Here is a 16227-nt window from a genome sequence, read left to right as displayed (position 1 = left end):
CACCGCAGTGTATCCCGAACACCCGCGAACGGAAGTTGTTCCCGTTGCCGACCATGGCGCTGCACCTTGGGACAGCGTCGATGAGTCCCGCCGATCGCCAGCGGGCTTACCGCAAACGCATCCGGCGCCATCAGGGAGTGCTGCGTGTCGTCGTCGACCTCTTCGGCTTCGCCGACGCGCTGATCGAGGCCGGCGAACTCTCCGAAGCCGAGACACAGAGCAGGCACCATCTCGAAGCCAAGGCGGCACAAATCATCGAGCGATGGAAGATTTCCGTTATGCGTAACGCTTCTGGACGCTTGACCGCTGGTACCTTGGGCAAATCAGACAACCCGAGGACCACCGCCGATGTTGGCAAAGCCTGACTTCCCGCCGAAACCGCTGATCGTCCCGCCGAGCAAGCTTGCACGCACCGAGGAGGCACTCGCCACCGCCCGCGCCGAGCGCGAACGCCTGCGCCAGGAGAGCGCGCCGCTGCGCACGTATGTTGCCGCGACGGCTGACCGCGAGGCCACAAAGCAGGTCACAGAGTTCGATCGCCAGATCACGCTGGCCGAACAGAAGATCACCGGGCTCCGCGTCGAGCGCGCCAAGCTCGTCCGGGATTTTGCGCCGGAAGTAGACAGGCTGCTCCACCCGTTCGCCTCGGCGCAGGCTCGCCGGCTCCTTAGGGCGCTGACGGAAGCCAATTCGGCACTGGCGGAACTTCAGAGCCTCCAGGCGTATGTGGTCGCGCCGCACTTCGCAGCATCGGCTCCACACCCGCACAAGGACGTGTCGCGCCTCATGGCCAAGATGGGCACGGTCGACGCGCGTCCGCTAGCTTCGTTGTCCGAGTGGGCAGCCGAGTTTCTGCCCGAGCAGGAGCGCGGCACATGAAGGTCAACGGCTACGCGCTGCCTTGGAACAGAGCCATCCAGATCGACGGGCTTTGGGAGATGGTTCGGCCCAACGCCGTACGTATCGACACGCGGAATGTCCGATTGTGTTTCATGCACGAAGGGCATGACTATCCCCTGGCGCAAACCGCGAACGGCACACTGCAACTCTGGAACGATGCGTTCGGGTTGGCTTGGGCGGCAGACGTTGACGATGCAGTGGGCTGGAAGCGTGCGGCGCTGCGCACCATCGGCGACGGCAGCACATCCGATTGCAGCGTGAACTTCACCTTTCTGCAGTGCAATGAACGCGACGGCCTCAGAGTCATAGAAGCCGCCGACATTGATCACGTTGCCGTTTGCGCGCGGCTTAACGGAGCGTACGGCGACGAAGGGGCCAATTGCTGGCTCGAAGACAAGCCGAGCGATGCTTTCACTCGGCGACTAGCGCAGCGATGGGCGGCAGGTGCGTCAAACAGGGCTCTTTCTCCAGGCCTTGCACTTGCCAACCGTTCTGCATCGGCGGCGAGGCTGGTGGCTGTTCCGACATGCCGTCCATCAGCCTCGCCTGCCTCTTCCTGGCGCGGCAAGGTGCCGCCGAGCGTCGACCACGTTCTTCGCATGGCAGGCAGGCTATGACCGGGGCAGGGCAAATCCCTACAGGGCCAAGGGGCCTAGACCGGTCGGGGCAAACGTTTTCATTTTGGCGTCCCCGGTTCAATCCGCGCGTGCGAGGAGGTGAATAGATGGGTGCCCGAGGGCCACAAAGCGCCGCAGCATTGACCGTCGTCGCGGACAACTCGACGGCAAAGCCTCGTCCATCCGCGTCGAAGGCGACGCCATCCGCTCCGAAGCATCTGGCACCTCCCACTCGGGCCTGGTTCGAAAGCATCGCGGCGGAGTTCTCGTTGGAGTCCTGGCATCTGAGGGTGCTCATCGCCGCCGCTGAGGCTTGGGACCGAAAGGAAGAGGCTCGCAAGGCGGTGGCCAAGCACGGATTGACGTTCGTCGACGAGAAGGGCGGCGTGAAGGTTCGGCCAGAGGTGTCCATCGAAAGGGATGCGCGGATCGCCTTCATGCGGGCGATCCGGGAACTGGACCTCGACGGCGAGGGTCCAGGAGGCGAGCCGACGCGCCCGCCGGCCATCGGCAGCAATAGGAGATAGCCATGCCGGTAAAGCGCAAGCGGGCGATACGCCGAGAGAGCGGGCTGCCGGAGGAGGTGGAGGGCCATTTCCTCGGCGACCCGGAACACCAGTTCGTTTTCTGGTGGAGCGACGCGGAAGTCCGCGACATGTGGGAGCGCTGGCGGGACGAATTGCTGGCGCAATGGGTTCAGGACAATCCCGGCACCCGCCCGCGCGGGTGGTGGATGTTTGATGCGCCGGAGAACCGCATTCGCACCGGCGGCAAAGGAACGCCGAAGTTCGAGGTGCTCAACTACGTCCCTGACTTCGAATACGGCATGCCGACCAGCTACGTCGATCAGTGGGAGTTCGAATACTACAACGGGCAACACCGCCATGTTGATGGCCATCTGATCGATGAGAAGCGCAAGCCAGGCGACTTCGTCGCAGATGTCTACGATCCCGACGACCCGCCGACATTCGAGAGTGAGGCTGAATATCTCGCGCGCCTGGGGCTGCTCTTCGATGGGGAGGCCGCCCGATGCCAGTGAAACGCCGCAACCCGAAGCGAAGACAGAAAGTCACGCCGGAAGCCGTCGAAGCTTTCCGCGCGCGAGACTTCGCAGCGCTACATCTCGCGCTTGGCCTCGGGCCTTGGGAAGCCTCCCCGCTGCCTGCCAGCATCACTCCGCTCGGCGTCGACCCGGCTGACCGGCATTCGTGGGGCGAAGAGACGTGGCGGCAGGCAGTGGCGCTGCAAGCCCGATTGCAGGAGGCCGCAGCATGACGATCGACACCGAGCGAGCCGCTGAGGAAGCCGCGCTATTCGCTCTGCGGGCCTTCGAGGACGATCAGCGCCGGGAGCGCATCATTGCGGCCATGGACAAGATGACGCCCGAGGAAATCCGCGAGGCGGCGATCAAGCTGGCGAACAACTTCGCCGACCTCGCCGGCTATACCGAGACCATCCAGCACTATACGCGCCGCCTGCTTCAAAGGCAGCGCGGGCAGGAAGCGCTTTTCAATCTCGCGCCGCCCTTCGATGACATCCCGGCGAGCCATGCCGCCATGATCGATCCCGACGCGCACAACCCGTTTCTCATGCCGGGGCAATAGAGGATGATGGACGTGATCGAACTGAAAAAGATCGCCGTCGACATTGAGGCCGAACGCGAAGGCCGGTGGGTGCGCTACCCGGATTGGGAAGGCGTATGGTTCCATGTCCGGGGCCTGCAATTGCCAGCCTACCAGACACACAAGGATCGCGTTGAACGCGCCTTCGCACCGAAGGCCAAAGACAGCGACAAGGACAAGCAGGACCGGTACGCGGCCAAAGCCGAAGTGATCGGCCAGCACCTTTTGCTTGGCTGGCATGGATTCGACACCCCCTATGTCGCAGCCGAGGCGAAGGCGCGCCTCGCCGATACCAGCTACCGCGAACTGCTCGGTGCGGTGGTGTGGTGTGCGGCGCAAGTGTCGGCCTCGCCGGCATCACGTTCCGCCATCGTTCAATCCGAACCGCCGAGCGACGGGGAGTAAAGTGGCGACTTATACGTTCCAGAGCCTGGGCACGGCGCTTAACCAGTTCACGACCGACGTTCTTCCTGAGAACGCAGAGGCGGCGCTAGCGGCGTTTGCCAAGTCGGAACTGCAACGTGTGATCGCGTCGGGCGAGGCCAGCCCGTTTTATACCCGATATGTGAACGGCATTGCCGATCTTCCCGAGGAAGCGACGGAGATTCCGAACGCCATCCTCTACCTGTTTTCGAACTGGACGGCGATCATCACCGAGACCTTGGAAGAGCTAAGGAAGCGTTCGCCGCGCCGCTCCGGGCGCTTCGCCGAGAGTTTCGTGGTGATCGTCGGCAACAAGATCGCCACCACCTATGACGACATCCCGGCGCAGGCTGAGGTGTGGGTGGTCAACGTCCAGCCATATACCCGCAAGGTCGAAACCAGCGAAGGCGCCACCGGCGGCAGGGCAACACTGTTTCGCTCGGCGGGCCGTGTGCATGGCGCGACCGCCAACGTCATGAACAACCGCCAGGGCAAGCAACCCGGCGGCGCTAAATTCACCTTCACTTCGAAATGGCTGAACCTGCCGCCCGGCATCAACGCCCGCGTTCCCTACATATTGAAGCGCGGCGGTGGCCGGAAAGACCGGCAGGCCGGGCAAGCGATCAGTTATCCCGCCGTCGTCATTCGCCAAGGAGGCCGTTGAGATGGTCATGAAAATGGACGCCCTACGCGTTGCTCCGGTGCTGGACCCGTCTCAATGGGTGCAGGGCGCCAACGCGATGGACAGCGCGAATAAGCGCCTCGATACCGGCCTTCGCGACGTGCAGGTCGAAATGGGCGAAGTCGGGGTTAAGGCGACCCGAACGCGCTCGCAACTCGACACGCTCGCACGGGGATTTGAGGAAGGCTACCGCGAAGAGACGCGCATGTCGCAGGGCCTGAAAGTCCTGTCGTTTGAAATGGAAACGAACAACCTCGCCGCCGGCCGTGCCTCTGCGATCTACATGGGAATGGCACGCGAACTCGGCTTGACGGCCAATGCCGCAAACCTCGCCGCACAAGGTCACGGCAAGCTGGCCGGCATCATCGGCAGCGTGAATGCGCAACTCACTGAGGAAATCGCACTGGCGAACCGGGCCGTTGCCGCGCACAAGCAGCTTGCCATGACTGCCAACGACAACGTGCCCGGAATGGTCGCTGGCGGTGCTGCCGCTGGCCGGCGGCAAATTCTTGGCTATCAGGCGTTTGATATCGGACAGGGCCTCGCCGGGGGCTTGAACCCGGCCATGATCCTGGCGCAGCAAGGGCCGCAAATCGCTCAACTTTATGCCGGCCAAGGCGGCCTGAACGCGCTGTGGAAGGACAGCATCGGCATCCTTGGCGGTGTGGCACGCGCGGCCGGTCCATGGATTGCGGCGATCGCCGCGATGTACGGCGGCTACAAGCTTCTGCAGTCGTTTTCGGTTGAGGCCAGCCTTGGCGTTGATAGCGTGACGCAGGCGCTCGCAGATCAAGCCGCGCCGCTCGGCACGGTCAAGGGACAGATTTCCGAGCTCGGCGACCTGCAGAAAACTTATCGCGACGCCATCGCCTTGACCGGCGCCGCCAGCACGACCGCCACGAACACGATCATCGCCAACGCCGAACGTGAGTTTGCCGCCAAGCGCGCGCTGCTCGAACTGGAGGGCTTGCGGCAGGAAGCGGCCCTTAAGGTCAACGCCAGCCAGACGGCTATCGCGGGGCAAACCCTGCGCAGCGACCTTGCGACCGGGGTCAACACGCGCATGGACCTCGAGCGTCAGGGCTTTGCTGATCCGCGCATCGGCAGCGTGCCGTTTGTCCGCCTGCCCGACGAAATCACCGGCCTGGAAAAGACGCAGGCGATGATCGACGCCAGTCCCGTTGCGCAGGAGTTGAAACGGCTCCGAGCCGAGGGCGAGTTGACCCGACTGACTTTCGAGAAATTGCAGGACGCCATCAACGCCACCGTCAACGGCACGGACCTGATACCGAGCGGTGCGAACGGCAATGCAGGCGCTGGCTCCGGACCGCGCATTCCAATCCCGCAGTTCCGAGGTCTCGACGACCAGCCCGGCAGTCTCGATTTTATGCAGGACGCGCAGCGCCAGCACGAACTCAGGATGCGAGGCTTGCAGGACGAGGCGCGACTGCTGGGGCTCACCGGCGCCGCAGCGGCATCGCTCCGAGCCGAGCAGGAAATGCTCGCCGCCGCTTACGCCAAGAACATCGAGCTTTCACCCGCACAACTCGACGCCATCCGTCAACAGGCGACCGCTTACGGCGAGGCGGCCGACGCCATGGCGGGAATGAAGCTTGGCCAGGATTTGGCGTTCGAGCGAGAGCAGCTTTTCCGCAGCGACCGTGAACAGCAGATCGCCAGCCGGCTCCGAGGCACTGGCCAGGGAATGGACAGCGCGGCTGCCAATGAAATGCGCTATCAGTACCGCATCACCGACATTCGCGATGGTGTCACTGGCTTCCTGACGGACTTCAAGGACGAACTGCTTGATAACGGCGGCGACATCGGTGACGCCTTCGCCAAATCCATCCTGACCGCGCCTGTCGCATCCGATGAGGAAGCGTTCGACGCTCTCGTGACCGCCATCATAGGAGACTGACCATGTCCATGTTTATCGGCCTCTGCCGCGCCTCCAGCGTCGAAATGCTAACCGATGGCGCATCGATTGACCGCGACGACAGGCTCGCCGCAACGAAGAACAAGGCCATTATCCTGCCCGGCTGTGCCGGCGCAATTTCGATCCGGGGCAATGCCAAGATCATCGAGATGTTCGAGGCAAATACGTGCAAGGCTTTTGCAGCAGCCGGCAGCTTCGATATCGGCCTTGCCGCCCTGCGGGAGGGCATCCCGGAACTTGCCGACATGCCGGAGGGGTTTCCGCATTTCGAGGCGCTGATCGGCGGCATGTCTGAGACAGAAGGGCCGCAACTCGCCTACTTCATCACGAAGTCCGACAAACCGGAGATCGAGGCTTGCCGCCTCTATGTCGGCAGGGGCCTCAACGCCAACGGCATCATGCGCGACGAAAACCACCGCCAGGTGGCGATCCTGGAAAGCAACGGCGGATTGGCCGCCTGCGGCCTGCACCTCGCCGAGGGCTTGCGTCGTGAGAAGGCGTCACTGAAGTTCGAAAGCAACAGCCGGGAGCGATACGCTATCGGCGGCCATCTCGACCTCACGGTGATCACGGCAGCCGGCGCCACGACCCGCCGCCTCCATACCTGGCCGGACAAGGTGGGCGAGCCGATCAATCCTTTTGCTGGCACCAACGTGACGCCGCTAAATCCGCCGATGAACCGCCAGCAGCGCCGAGCGGCTGAGCGGTTGCGCCGCGAAGCATAGAGACCCAAGCCGCGCAAGTTTTTAGATGAAGTTGTGCCCCTCGATCGGCTGCGGTTCGATTATTGGAACTAGCTTGACCGCAAAATAGGTACTCGGCCCGCCGTAATAAGTTCCGCTGATGGCGCCGGCGGTGAACCCCGAACGCCACGTTTGTGCTTCCGCAGCGGTCCCCTGGCGCATCGTCAAAGCCTCGACCCCGTCCCAAAGCGGGTGACCGAAAATTGTAAGCAGTTCCTTCAAGTCACTTTGAACAATCTCGTCGGCGAGCCACGAAGCTGCGTCCGCTTGGTCAAAGGCTTCCACAGCAATAGTCGGACGGCCGCCAATCTCTAGAACGAAAATGCTGCTCACTGAATTGCTCTCTCCTTGGCCGACGCCAAGCCGCCCGTACGCGGCCTCGCACCTTTGTCGTCTCCCAGGCGGGATGCGCCTGCGGTTGCGTCGATCTATGCCGGTTCTTGGGCGGAAAGACGCTTATCGTGGCACAAACTGCAGCTATGACGGCCTCGCCAAGCGCCCGAAGGTTTTGCTCAAATATTTGGCGACGGTCGGCCGTTCGGCGATCTTAATGGCGGCCCTCATCTGGTCGAGGGTTTTGCCGTATGTGTGGCCCCGTTTGGGATCTTGGACCGCTATCTCCAACGATTTGATAGCCTCGTCATAACGTTTCAGGGCGCCGTACAACTGCCCCATCAACAGGTGAGTTCTATAAGAACTCGGCCATCTCTCTAAGTGTTTCTGCATCAAATCTAAGGTTCCCTCATGATGCTTATGTGCGCGAATAGATTTTATAAAGTAGAAATGTCCATCCTCAAAGTCGGGTAGCGCTGCTACCACCATACTCAAATGTTTCGCGGCGAGTGAACTTTCGCCCAGCTTGAGGTGGCTAAGCCCAAGGAGGTAGTGGACTGCTTCATTACAAGGGTCGTGTTTCAAAGCGGATTGACAAATCGTGCGGGGAAAGTTCGTACGACTTTTCAGAATGAGCCAAATGCGCCTTGTGAAGCAAGTCCACCAATGACGGCATGCTGCACATTTTTCCGCAAGCATGCATCCTTGGCAGTGGTTTGCTGTCGAGGAATGCGGAGAAGACGAGACGAAGATCGGCATGGTCATGTACGAACTTCGCGGAGGCGTGGGTGGCACCTCGCAACGTTTGGACTGAGACATGTGCTAACCGGGAGATATGGAGCGCACTCACCACGTCCATGGTTTCCATTTCCCCCGCGTAGACATAAACCTTCGCCCGGCTTTGGGCCAATATCGGTCGCAGATCGGGGTAAAGCGGCTGGATTGACGGGTTAATTAAACGTTCGCTCTGGCTCGTTGGAAGCTTCAAAACACTGTCAAAACCGAATGCAATGACCCGAACATTTAAAAGCGCTCCGAAGAGGACCGCACCATAGCCTCCCATGCTGGCGCCAACGAGGTAAGTATTCTTGATCCCTAGGGCCTTGCGCCACTTCTTGATGTTGGAAAGGGTCTCGTCGATCGTGGCGCCGAAAGCCTTGATGCCATGTTGGTACCAAGTGTTGCCCTCGTCGTTCACGAACAAAACGTTTGCGTCGATCTCCCGACCAACATTCCAGAAATCAAATTTTCCGGGGGCCTTGCCGGTCCCCGAAAAAAATACCACAAGCCGATCGCTGCCAGGCCGCAACGCGAAATGGTGATTTGGTCCGGAAAGCGGTCCCGGCAATTTCGCGTTCATTCGTTCTCCCTGCCAGGAGGCAACTAGCGAATTCGGATCGGCAGATCAACGGGCCAAAATACCTAGGCCGAAGTTGGCATTGCAGAACAACCCGTTCCCTTCCGCAACCTCACACCGGCGCCGCCACCGTTCTCCCGGATGAAGTCGACCCCGACAGCGTTACCGGTGGGGCGGTATATTGTCTGGCAGCCGGAGAGTCACTCGCTTCTTCGGAAGGCTTTGGCCCGTCAAAGTAATAACCAAGCGCGAATTGTGCGGCATGGGCTGCGCGCGAAAGCGAACCGCTTTGACACCGTTTGGAAATTGATGGACCCCCGTCCACAATGAAGCGTCTTGGTAAGCTTGCGAGCCGTTCTTGTTCACTCTGCGATTTAGGCGCTGCTCGGCGAGCGATGCCGTTCTGGGCTTCAGCGCGATCTTGGAGATACTAAAGCGACTGTCGGATGGCACCGAAATTCGCAGGATGTCAGGAGCAACTAACTTTACCTTCGGATGAGGCAGTAGAGCGGCAGTGCTCAGCCGGACTAGCGCGCGGGTCTGCCGGTAGATGAGGACCAGGACCAGGATGATGATACCGGTGAAAAGTGCCGCCCAATGTTCGGCAGTCCAGTCTATGACGAACATTCGTGGCCCTTAACAAGGTCACCACCATGCCGACAGATATCTTCGCGCGCAAGCCGGCTCATCGCTTCTTCAACCTCACTCCCGGCCCTTCGCCATTCTCGGCGACGAAGATGACGCCAGCGGCCTCTAGCGCTCGTTGCAGGGCATCTTTGGTCACTTCACGCGGCTCCCTCGCATTGCGCTCAAAATCCACGACTGTTCGAACGGCCACTTTCGACGCCGCCGCCAACTCCTCGCGGGACCATTCCAAAAGAGCCCTTGCTGCGCGGCATTGAGCAGAAGTTAGCATAAAATCACCCCAGTTGCACTTTTCATGTTGACATAAAACATGCGACGTTGCACTTTTTATGCGTACATAAATAACTTTCGATTGGAGGATTTTCAATGCCGGACACTGCAGTTCGGGCAGCCGCCGAAGGTTTGCCCACAGCTACCACCTTCCTCGCCGTGACACCATCCATGCGACTTCGCATCGCCACGACCATCGAGAACCTGATCGCTCTGCTCGACGAGATCGACGGTGATCCTGACCTCGAACTGGAACCCGATGCGGAGGACGGAGCCGACGCCGAGTGGGAGCACGACACGAAAGGGTGTCCTGTGGCCGAATGCTGCGACATCACGTTCCCGCGCGAGGTGTCGCCATGCTGACCCGTCGCAGACTGCTCACAAGCGCGCCAGCGCTCACCGTAGCGGCTGCCACGCCCGCCGTGGCCGCCTTCGTCATGCCGAACGACGCGGATGCCGATGCCGAACTACTTCGGCTCGGCGCCGAGTTCGAGCGATTGTACAAGGAATGGATACCGCTGTGGCACGAGTCAGAACGCACCCATGATGTGTGGTGGCAAACGTTCGAAGCGCGCGGCTTGACGTGGAACGAGAACCAAGAAGCCATCTTCGCGGTTTCTCATGAGGTCGGCAATGAACACGCCGCCAATGTCAGCAACGCGGCACTGGACAAGGTGAATGAGACAGCCGAGCGCATCCGGGCGACCGAACCTCAGACACTCGCCGGCCTCGCCGTGTGGGCCAAGGTCGCGAAGTTCGAATCGATGCCGATGTCCGTGGCATCGGTGCAGGAAATAACGGCGAACGAGTTGGAGTGGGAGCACGAGTGTCTCCTCAAATTCTTCGATCAGGTCGACCGCATGGCCGGGGCGGTGGCGTCATGATCGACGAGAGATACGACCTAAAATCAAGCGTCGGCGCGGGCGACCTGCACGCCGATATTGTCAACCTCGACAACCTCCTCGACATCATCTGTCACCACCAGTTCGACCGCATCGTGCAGCCGACCGATGACAGGCGGGTGGATAGTCTCTTGTGGATCGCGCGCGGGCTATCCAACGAAATCCGCGCAGCGCTCGACAAGGCAGGCGGTATCGAGGGTGAGCCGTCGTGACCTATCTCGCCATTACCGCCGGCATCGTCATTGCCTTCGCATTTGGGTTCGTGCTCGGCGACCGTCGCGGTGTGAAGCAGGCCAACATTATCCTCGACGAGAACAACAAGCTGCTGTTGGAGGCGATGCACGACGCGGTGAAGGCACCTGTCGACGGCGAGGACGCGCGGCCAGTGCTCCACTAGCAAGTCGCCAAGTTGGCGACATGATTAGCCCGGCTGCAGAGACGTGGCCGGGCTAAACTAGTCGATAGGATACGAGTTAAATCACAACAAAGTCGGCGGCTGTTAGCGCCGGGTTTCCGGTGAGCAACGCGAACTGAACAGCGGCGCCAGCCCCGTTGCCATCGGCGTCATAAAACAGCTTGCCCGTATCGATTTCGTAGATGATGCGGTCGGTCGCATCCGTAGCAAGACCGGAGGTATTGGCCTGGAACGCGTCACCCGTAAGGGTGCCGGTGGCTGTCAGGGCCGTGAAGATGGCATTCTCCAGATGAATCGTGTCGTCGGCCGCCTTGAAGTCGCCTATGGTGTCGACATTCCCTGCGCCCAGCGCCGAGGAGAACACGAAAGTGTCCTTGCCGCCCATTCCGAAGAGCAGATCATTCCCGCCCTTGCCGTCCAGAACGTTGTCTCCTTCATTGCCTCGAACTCGTTGGAAAATATCATTGCCAGTCAGGTTGATGTTGCTCGTTCCCTTCAGAGCGGTTGTATTGAGCAATTCGACACTCACGCCGGTTGCGAGCGTAAAGTTCGTCCCGCCTACCCCAACGCGATCATTACCTGCCCCTGTGTTCTCTACAATGACCGTTGACGAATTATGGACGGCATAGATGTCATTGCCGCCTTGTCCAATGAGCGTATCGACGGCTCGGCCACCGTCGATGAAGAAGTTGGAGTCACCGTTGCCAGTCAGCTTGTCGGCAAACCTTGAGCCGGTCACGTTCTCGATGGCTGTGAGCGTGTCGCCCTGAGCATCGCCGCCGGCAGCTGTGCCTGTTTGAAGATCGATGGTCACGCCTGCCGATGACGAGAGATAACTCGCCCGGTCCACACCATTGCCGCCATCGATAATATCCTTCCCAGCACCACCAATGAACGTATCATTGCCATCAAAGCCGAAAAGTTTGTCATCCAATCCTGTTCCGTTGACGGTGTCGTTCCCGGCTAACACAAGTCCAAGCAGGCCCTTTGTATTGCCAGCGGCGATGAAGCCAGACAGGTCCGTCACTTTGACGTTCGGAATAGACTCTATCTTGAAAGTCGTCAGGCCCGCAGCGACAAGCTCGAAGGTCGAGATTGTTCCACCAGTGAGGGCGTCCTTCGCATCGAATGTGAGGCCGGCGCCCTTCAGAGAGAGGAAATTGTTGGCGTCATCGAAATATTTGGCTTCGGTGGGCGTCGTGGTGGCGTCGTCATAGTCAAAAAGGTCCGCCACCTTTAAGCCACTCATGTCCAAGGTGACGGTTGTGCCGCCAGATACAATTGCCATCCTTATCCCCCTAAGCCCATTATGAGCCAGCGTTACAAACACCAGCACCTAGTTGTATATGCACAACTCGTGATTGGAGCGTCAACCGTCGGGGTTAACATGCCTATCAGTTCGGTGTACGTATTTCGCTTCTTCCTAAAAAATCAATTGCCGTAGGCTGGCGGCGCTCCAATCATTCTCACCCGTCGCCCGCCATCGGCCTAACGTCGCGTCTGGACTGGGCGGTCCACGGCTCAAAAGGCGTTCGCCGAGGCCGCGAAAGAGGCGGACATCCTGATTGAGTGAGGCACGCTGGCCTCTGCGCGGGCATCGAATCAACCCCGCTTCAATTCGCGGAAATTCATCAGCGTACGCGAGCGTTTATTTTACGCATATTTCACGAAGGGGAGGGCAGGCAGCCTAAGTGCTTGAAATGGTTGGTACGCCCAAGGGGAATCGAACCCCTGTTACCGCCGTGAAAGGGCGGTGTCCTAACCGCTAGACGATGGGCGCAGCCGACGCGAGGGCTTATAGTCAGTTTGGAGCGCGCGGGCAACCCGCCTGCGCACATGAAATCACGCTTTTTCGTTCTATTTGCGGCGACCGCAGCGCCAGTTCCAGTCGCGCTCCGGCCCGACGTCGACATGGACCGAATTGGTGTGGCAATAAGTGCCGACGCCGCCGCGGCCGGGCATGGCGCGGGCGAAATTCGCCAGTTCCCATTTGCCCACGCCCGGCACCTGGATGTCGGCCGCCGCGCAATACATATGCAGCGAATTCTTGGCGCCACGGGCGCGGATGTTGCGCAGGCGGCTGCGGTAACCCGAAGTGACGATCAGCTTCTTACCGTAGCGCTGCTCGATGGTCTTCAGGACACGCACCAGAGAGGGTTTCAGGCAGGCGACGTCGACACTCTCTGTCTGTTTCAGCAATCCATTCGGCGCCAGCCGCGCCATTCCGGCGGCGGAGGCAAGCCGGACCGGCCCTTCCTCGTCTTCCTCGTGCAGGTCGACGTCGCTGTCGTCGTCGATGCCGGACTTGCGCTTGATCTCGAAAAGCGCCGTCGTCCTCCGTACGCCGGGAAGGCCGTTATCATCACCGCCATAGGAGGCGAGCACGACCGGCTTGCGCGCGGGCGCCGCGTCGAGGTCGAGGACGGGCTTTGCAGCCGCCGTCTCCTCGATCACGCGCTTGGCGGGGCGATTCTCGATGAAGGCCGTGGGCGTGGTGTTTTCGATCACCGCCTTGGCGGGCTGCTGACGTTGCGAGGCCGCTGCGGTGCTGCGATCTTGCCTGACCATCGGCGATGGCGCCGCCGATGCAGGGCTCGCGCCGAAAAGCGAACCGAACAGCGTCTTCTTCCTGGCCGGCTGAGCCTGTGGGAACTCGGCGGCGGTTGCGACCGCTTCGCCCGGAGCCGCCGACGCAGCGTCCTTACCCTGTGTCTTTCCGGCAGGTGCCGGTTCCGTCTCGGGCACAGGCGCTGCCGCCGTCTCGGTTGCCGCGGTCGGGGGAGTCGTCACTGCCGGCTTCACCGTCTCGTCAGGCCTCGCGGCCTGCGCCTGCTGGGTGGTCGGAAAAGCGACAGCCGGATTTGCGGTGGGCAGATAGGCGACCTGGTCGGGAAGCTGTCCATCGCCATCACCTTGCGCAACGGACGCCGTTGTAGTCACCGAGGAGGCTTGTTCATCGCTCCGGGCGAGACCGGGGCCTGTCTGTGCAGGGGCGGATGCCGCCATCGTGGGAGAATTGTAGCTTGGCATCCCGGCTTCGAAATCCGGCGTACCGGACGATGTGCAGGATGCAAGCAAAACCGAAACCAACGCCCCGAGAACGCCAATGCCGATCTTTGATGCGCTACGCGTTCCCCTAACTCGCAAACCGCTTCCTTCCCTCGCATCCGGCAGCGCGAGCTGCTGTTATACTATCAGTCCAGGCCCGAAAGCCACGCCCCCTGACGCGAAAGAGACGAAACGGGCGAATCCTAACCCTTTGCCCACCATCGGGCTAGGGAGAAAATAAGGCGACATCAAGGTCGGTCGCCATGATTTTGCCCGCTTTCTTACCGCCGGACGTGGCCAAAGGTCAGTGTCAGACGCGTACTTTCACGTAGGTTCCGGGCGCTTCGCCGAGGATTTTTCCTTTATCGCCGGGTTTGCGGGCCGGCACTTTGCGATCGTCCTTGTCCTCGATCCATCGCTGCCAGTGCGGCCACCATGAACCAGGATTCTCGGTGGCCCTGGCGATCCAGTCCTCGAACGCGCCCACCGGCTTGCCACCCGTCCAATGCTGGTACTTCATCTGCGCCGGCGGGTTGACGACGCCGGCGATGTGGCCCGAGCCGGCCATGACGAACTCCACCGACCCGCCGAAGAAGCGGCAGCCGAGGAACACCGAGCGCGCCGGAGCGATGTGATCTTCCTTCGCGGATAAATTATAGACGGGGATGGTGATGTCGGCGAGCGACAGGCTGCGCCCGGCGATCTCCATCTTACCCTTGGTCAGGTTGTTCTCGAGATAGCAGTTGCGCAGGTAGAACGAGTGGTTGGCTGCCGCCATGCGCGTCGAATCGGCGTTCCAGTAGAGCAGGTCGAAGGGCAGGGGGTCCTTGCCGCGCATGTAATTATTGATGACGTAGGGCCAGATCAGGTCGCCGGAGCGCAGCATGTTGAAGGCGGTCGCCATCTTGGTGCCTTCCAGATAGCCCTTGTCTCCCATTGAACGCTCGACCGCCGAGACCTGGTCCTCGTCGACGAATACTTTCAGGTCGCCCGCATAGGTGAAGTCGACCTGAGTGGTGAAGAAGGTCACCGAGGCGATGCGGTGGTCGCCCTCCTGCGCCAGAAGGGCGAGTGCGGCCGCCAGCAGCGTGCCGCCGACGCAATAGCCAATGGCATTGACCTCGCGCTCACCCGTCGTGTTCTCGACCGTGTCGAGAGCATATTGCAATCCCTCGCGGATATAGGCTTCCCAGCCCTTCATTCCGTGCCGCTCGTCCGGGTTGATCCATGAGATGACGAAGACGGTGTGGCCTTGCTCGATCGCCCAGCGGATGAAACTCTTCTGCGGGTTCAGATCGAGGATGTAGAACTTGTTGATCCAGGGCGGGCAGATCAGCAGCGGCCGCTTCAGGACCGTGTCGGTGGTCGGCGTGTACTGCAGGATTTCCGCGACGTCGCTACGTCCGACCACCTTGCCTGGCGAAATCGCGACGTTCTTGCCGATTTCGAACGGCGTGTAGTCGGCCTGCCTGAGCTTGAGATCGCCCCGTCCGGCGGCGATGTCCTCCGCCAGCATCTTCATGCCGCGCACCAGGTTCTCGCCATTGCTGGCCACCGTTTCCCGGAAAAGCTCCGGATTGGTGAGGATAAAGTTCGAGGGCGAGATCGCCTGCGAGATCTGCTTCACGTAGAAGGAAGCCTTGTGGCGTGTGTGCTCGTCGAGGCCATCCGCGTGTTCGGCCAGGTCGCCCGCCCAGCGCGAAGTCACCAGATAGGCCTGCTTCAAGAAGTCGAAAAAGGCGTTGCGGCCCCATTCCGGGTCTTGGAACCGCTTGTCGCCCTTGTCCGGTTTGACGGCATCCTCCGGCTGCTCGCCGCCGGCCCGCTGCACGGCATTGGCCCACACGCTCATGTAGCCGGAGAACAACCGGGTCTGCGCTTCAAGCGCCCGCTGCGGGTCGGAAAGCCAGTACTCGGTCAATTTCGAGAAGGTCTTCACCATATCGACGACGGGTTCGGCGACGCTGTCGCGAACTTCGCCCTTCTCGCGCGGCTCGGCCCAGGCGGAAGCGGCCTTGCCGGCCTGCTCCACCATGCGCGCCATGTTCAGGGCGAAGCGCTCGGGATCCTTGACGATGTACTGCTCGACCGCTGAAGGATCGGGGTTCGTCTTGTCCGAATCGGAAGCTTTCGTCATGCTATCCGTGATCTTCCCAAGGCTTTTTGTTGACATCTTAGCATGACACGTTCGAAAGGGTCCAATACCGTCGGATCGCGGTGTAACGGAGCCTTGGCTGAAAGAACATGACAATCCGGCATAAATCCAGCCTGCCTGCTGTCGCACGTAGCGCTTTCGCCGCCGTATTCATGGCGGGACTGGCGGCCGCTGGCGGA

At 60.9% G+C, this 16227-nt stretch carries 21 protein-coding genes and 1 tRNA gene; 15 read left to right on the top strand and 7 right to left on the bottom strand.

What is annotated here, in order from left to right; translation table 11 throughout:
• Positions 1-44 precede the first annotated feature (44 nt).
• From ABMA59_RS13880 to ABMA59_RS13830, 11 genes are all read left to right on the top strand, one after another.
• Positions 45-365: a hypothetical protein gene (locus ABMA59_RS13880; RefSeq protein ID WP_349005956.1), complete on the top strand. Its 321-nt coding sequence runs from the start codon at positions 45-47 to the stop codon at positions 363-365.
• Positions 349-879 (top strand): hypothetical protein, encoded by a 531-nt coding sequence (locus ABMA59_RS13875; RefSeq protein ID WP_349005955.1) that lies wholly within the window; start codon positions 349-351, stop codon positions 877-879. Before ABMA59_RS13880 ends, ABMA59_RS13875 begins: the two co-directional genes overlap by 17 nt.
• Positions 876-1517: an HK97 family phage prohead protease gene (locus tag ABMA59_RS13870; protein WP_349005954.1), complete on the top strand. Its 642-nt coding sequence runs from the start codon at positions 876-878 to the stop codon at positions 1515-1517. Before ABMA59_RS13875 ends, ABMA59_RS13870 begins: the two co-directional genes overlap by 4 nt.
• Before the next feature lie 269 nt (positions 1518-1786).
• Positions 1787-2044 carry a P27 family phage terminase small subunit gene (locus ABMA59_RS13865; protein WP_349005953.1) on the top strand — a complete coding sequence of 86 codons (258 nt, stop codon included), beginning with the start codon at positions 1787-1789 and terminating at the stop codon, positions 2042-2044.
• 2 nt (positions 2045-2046) lie between these two features.
• Positions 2047-2556, top strand: a complete 510-nt coding sequence (locus tag ABMA59_RS13860) for a hypothetical protein (protein ID WP_349005952.1) — start codon at positions 2047-2049, stop codon at positions 2554-2556.
• Positions 2547-2792, top strand: a complete 246-nt coding sequence (locus tag ABMA59_RS13855) for a hypothetical protein (RefSeq protein ID WP_349005951.1) — start codon at positions 2547-2549, stop codon at positions 2790-2792. The genes ABMA59_RS13860 and ABMA59_RS13855 overlap by 10 nt, the downstream gene beginning before the upstream one ends.
• Complete coding sequence (locus ABMA59_RS13850; RefSeq protein ID WP_349005950.1) at positions 2789-3121, top strand: hypothetical protein; 333 nt, start codon at positions 2789-2791, stop codon at positions 3119-3121. The genes ABMA59_RS13855 and ABMA59_RS13850 overlap by 4 nt, the downstream gene beginning before the upstream one ends.
• A gap of 12 nt (positions 3122-3133) precedes the next feature.
• Positions 3134-3544 (top strand): hypothetical protein, encoded by a 411-nt coding sequence (locus tag ABMA59_RS13845; RefSeq protein ID WP_349005949.1) that lies wholly within the window; start codon positions 3134-3136, stop codon positions 3542-3544.
• Between the two features lies 1 nt (position 3545).
• Positions 3546-4226 (top strand): hypothetical protein, encoded by a 681-nt coding sequence (locus ABMA59_RS13840; protein WP_349005948.1) that lies wholly within the window; start codon positions 3546-3548, stop codon positions 4224-4226.
• A 1-nt stretch (position 4227) separates the two neighbouring features.
• Positions 4228-6162: a hypothetical protein gene (locus tag ABMA59_RS13835; protein ID WP_349005947.1), complete on the top strand. Its 1935-nt coding sequence runs from the start codon at positions 4228-4230 to the stop codon at positions 6160-6162.
• A 2-nt stretch (positions 6163-6164) separates the two neighbouring features.
• Positions 6165-6905: a hypothetical protein gene (locus ABMA59_RS13830; protein WP_349005946.1), complete on the top strand. Its 741-nt coding sequence runs from the start codon at positions 6165-6167 to the stop codon at positions 6903-6905.
• A gap of 21 nt (positions 6906-6926) precedes the next feature.
• Here the strand turns inward: ABMA59_RS13830 and ABMA59_RS13825 are convergent, their stop codons facing one another.
• From ABMA59_RS13825 to ABMA59_RS13815, 3 genes are all read right to left on the bottom strand, one after another.
• Complete coding sequence (locus tag ABMA59_RS13825; RefSeq protein WP_349005945.1) at positions 6927-7256, bottom strand: hypothetical protein; 330 nt, start codon at positions 7254-7256, stop codon at positions 6927-6929.
• 565 nt (positions 7257-7821) lie between these two features.
• The gene (locus ABMA59_RS13820) at positions 7822-8616 is read right to left on the bottom strand and encodes an alpha/beta hydrolase (protein ID WP_349005944.1); all 795 of its coding nucleotides are present in this window, start codon (positions 8614-8616) and stop codon (positions 7822-7824) included.
• A gap of 682 nt (positions 8617-9298) precedes the next feature.
• Positions 9299-9625, bottom strand: a complete 327-nt coding sequence (locus tag ABMA59_RS13815) for a helix-turn-helix domain-containing protein (RefSeq protein WP_349005943.1) — start codon at positions 9623-9625, stop codon at positions 9299-9301.
• On the opposite strand from ABMA59_RS13815, the gene ABMA59_RS13810 reads away from it, so the two are divergent.
• From ABMA59_RS13810 to ABMA59_RS13795, 4 genes are read left to right on the top strand one after another with little or no spacing between them, the layout of a single operon-like run.
• Positions 9625-9891 (top strand): hypothetical protein, encoded by a 267-nt coding sequence (locus ABMA59_RS13810; protein ID WP_349005942.1) that lies wholly within the window; start codon positions 9625-9627, stop codon positions 9889-9891. The genes ABMA59_RS13815 and ABMA59_RS13810 overlap by 1 nt on opposite strands.
• Positions 9885-10412, top strand: a complete 528-nt coding sequence (locus ABMA59_RS13805) for a hypothetical protein (RefSeq protein ID WP_349005941.1) — start codon at positions 9885-9887, stop codon at positions 10410-10412. The genes ABMA59_RS13810 and ABMA59_RS13805 overlap by 7 nt, the downstream gene beginning before the upstream one ends.
• On the top strand, positions 10409-10642 hold the full coding sequence (locus tag ABMA59_RS13800) for a hypothetical protein (RefSeq protein ID WP_349005940.1): 234 nt from the start codon (positions 10409-10411) through the stop codon (positions 10640-10642). The genes ABMA59_RS13805 and ABMA59_RS13800 overlap by 4 nt, the downstream gene beginning before the upstream one ends.
• Positions 10639-10827, top strand: coding sequence for a hypothetical protein (locus ABMA59_RS13795; RefSeq protein WP_349005939.1), 189 nt, complete (start codon positions 10639-10641; stop codon positions 10825-10827). The genes ABMA59_RS13800 and ABMA59_RS13795 overlap by 4 nt, the downstream gene beginning before the upstream one ends.
• A 76-nt stretch (positions 10828-10903) precedes the next feature.
• On the opposite strand, the gene ABMA59_RS13790 is transcribed toward ABMA59_RS13795, so the two are convergent.
• The 4 genes from ABMA59_RS13790 to ABMA59_RS13775 form a co-directional block, all read right to left on the bottom strand.
• Entirely contained in the window at positions 10904-12133 is a 1230-nt protein-coding gene (locus ABMA59_RS13790) for a calcium-binding protein (RefSeq protein ID WP_349005938.1), read from the bottom strand.
• A gap of 417 nt (positions 12134-12550) precedes the next feature.
• Positions 12551-12625, bottom strand: a tRNA-Glu gene (locus ABMA59_RS13785).
• Positions 12626-12702: 77 nt separating this feature from the next.
• On the bottom strand, positions 12703-13785 hold the full coding sequence (locus ABMA59_RS13780) for a YcbK family protein (protein WP_349005937.1): 1083 nt from the start codon (positions 13783-13785) through the stop codon (positions 12703-12705).
• Between the two features lie 418 nt (positions 13786-14203).
• Entirely contained in the window at positions 14204-16030 is a 1827-nt protein-coding gene (locus ABMA59_RS13775; RefSeq protein WP_349005936.1) for a PHA/PHB synthase family protein, read from the bottom strand.
• Positions 16031-16227 lie beyond the last annotated feature (197 nt).

It is taken from the genome of Mesorhizobium yinganensis (assembly GCF_040081985.1).
Taxonomy (GTDB): domain Bacteria; phylum Pseudomonadota; class Alphaproteobacteria; order Rhizobiales; family Rhizobiaceae; genus Kumtagia; species Kumtagia yinganensis.
This window is presented reverse-complemented; position numbering and strand designations above follow the sequence as displayed.

Bases quoted from the DNA above. Each gene is read 5' to 3' on its own strand.
- ABMA59_RS13870 (WP_349005954.1), top strand. From the start codon at position 876: ATGAAGGTCAACGGCTACGCGCTGCCTTGGAACAGAGCCATCCAGATC.
- ABMA59_RS13775 (WP_349005936.1), bottom strand. From the start codon at position 16,030: ATGACGAAAGCTTCCGATTCGGACAAGACGAACCCCGATCCTTCAGCG.
- ABMA59_RS13855 (WP_349005951.1), top strand. From the start codon at position 2,547: ATGCCAGTGAAACGCCGCAACCCGAAGCGAAGACAGAAAGTCACGCCG.
- ABMA59_RS13810 (WP_349005942.1), top strand. From the start codon at position 9,625: ATGCCGGACACTGCAGTTCGGGCAGCCGCCGAAGGTTTGCCCACAGCT.
- ABMA59_RS13820 (WP_349005944.1), bottom strand. From the start codon at position 8,616: ATGAACGCGAAATTGCCGGGACCGCTTTCCGGACCAAATCACCATTTC.
- ABMA59_RS13800 (WP_349005940.1), top strand. From the start codon at position 10,409: ATGATCGACGAGAGATACGACCTAAAATCAAGCGTCGGCGCGGGCGAC.
- ABMA59_RS13805 (WP_349005941.1), top strand. From the start codon at position 9,885: ATGCTGACCCGTCGCAGACTGCTCACAAGCGCGCCAGCGCTCACCGTA.
- ABMA59_RS13835 (WP_349005947.1), top strand. From the start codon at position 4,228: ATGGTCATGAAAATGGACGCCCTACGCGTTGCTCCGGTGCTGGACCCG.
- ABMA59_RS13790 (WP_349005938.1), bottom strand. From the start codon at position 12,133: ATGGCAATTGTATCTGGCGGCACAACCGTCACCTTGGACATGAGTGGC.
- ABMA59_RS13860 (WP_349005952.1), top strand. From the start codon at position 2,047: ATGCCGGTAAAGCGCAAGCGGGCGATACGCCGAGAGAGCGGGCTGCCG.
- ABMA59_RS13830 (WP_349005946.1), top strand. From the start codon at position 6,165: ATGTCCATGTTTATCGGCCTCTGCCGCGCCTCCAGCGTCGAAATGCTA.
- ABMA59_RS13850 (WP_349005950.1), top strand. From the start codon at position 2,789: ATGACGATCGACACCGAGCGAGCCGCTGAGGAAGCCGCGCTATTCGCT.
- ABMA59_RS13875 (WP_349005955.1), top strand. From the start codon at position 349: ATGTTGGCAAAGCCTGACTTCCCGCCGAAACCGCTGATCGTCCCGCCG.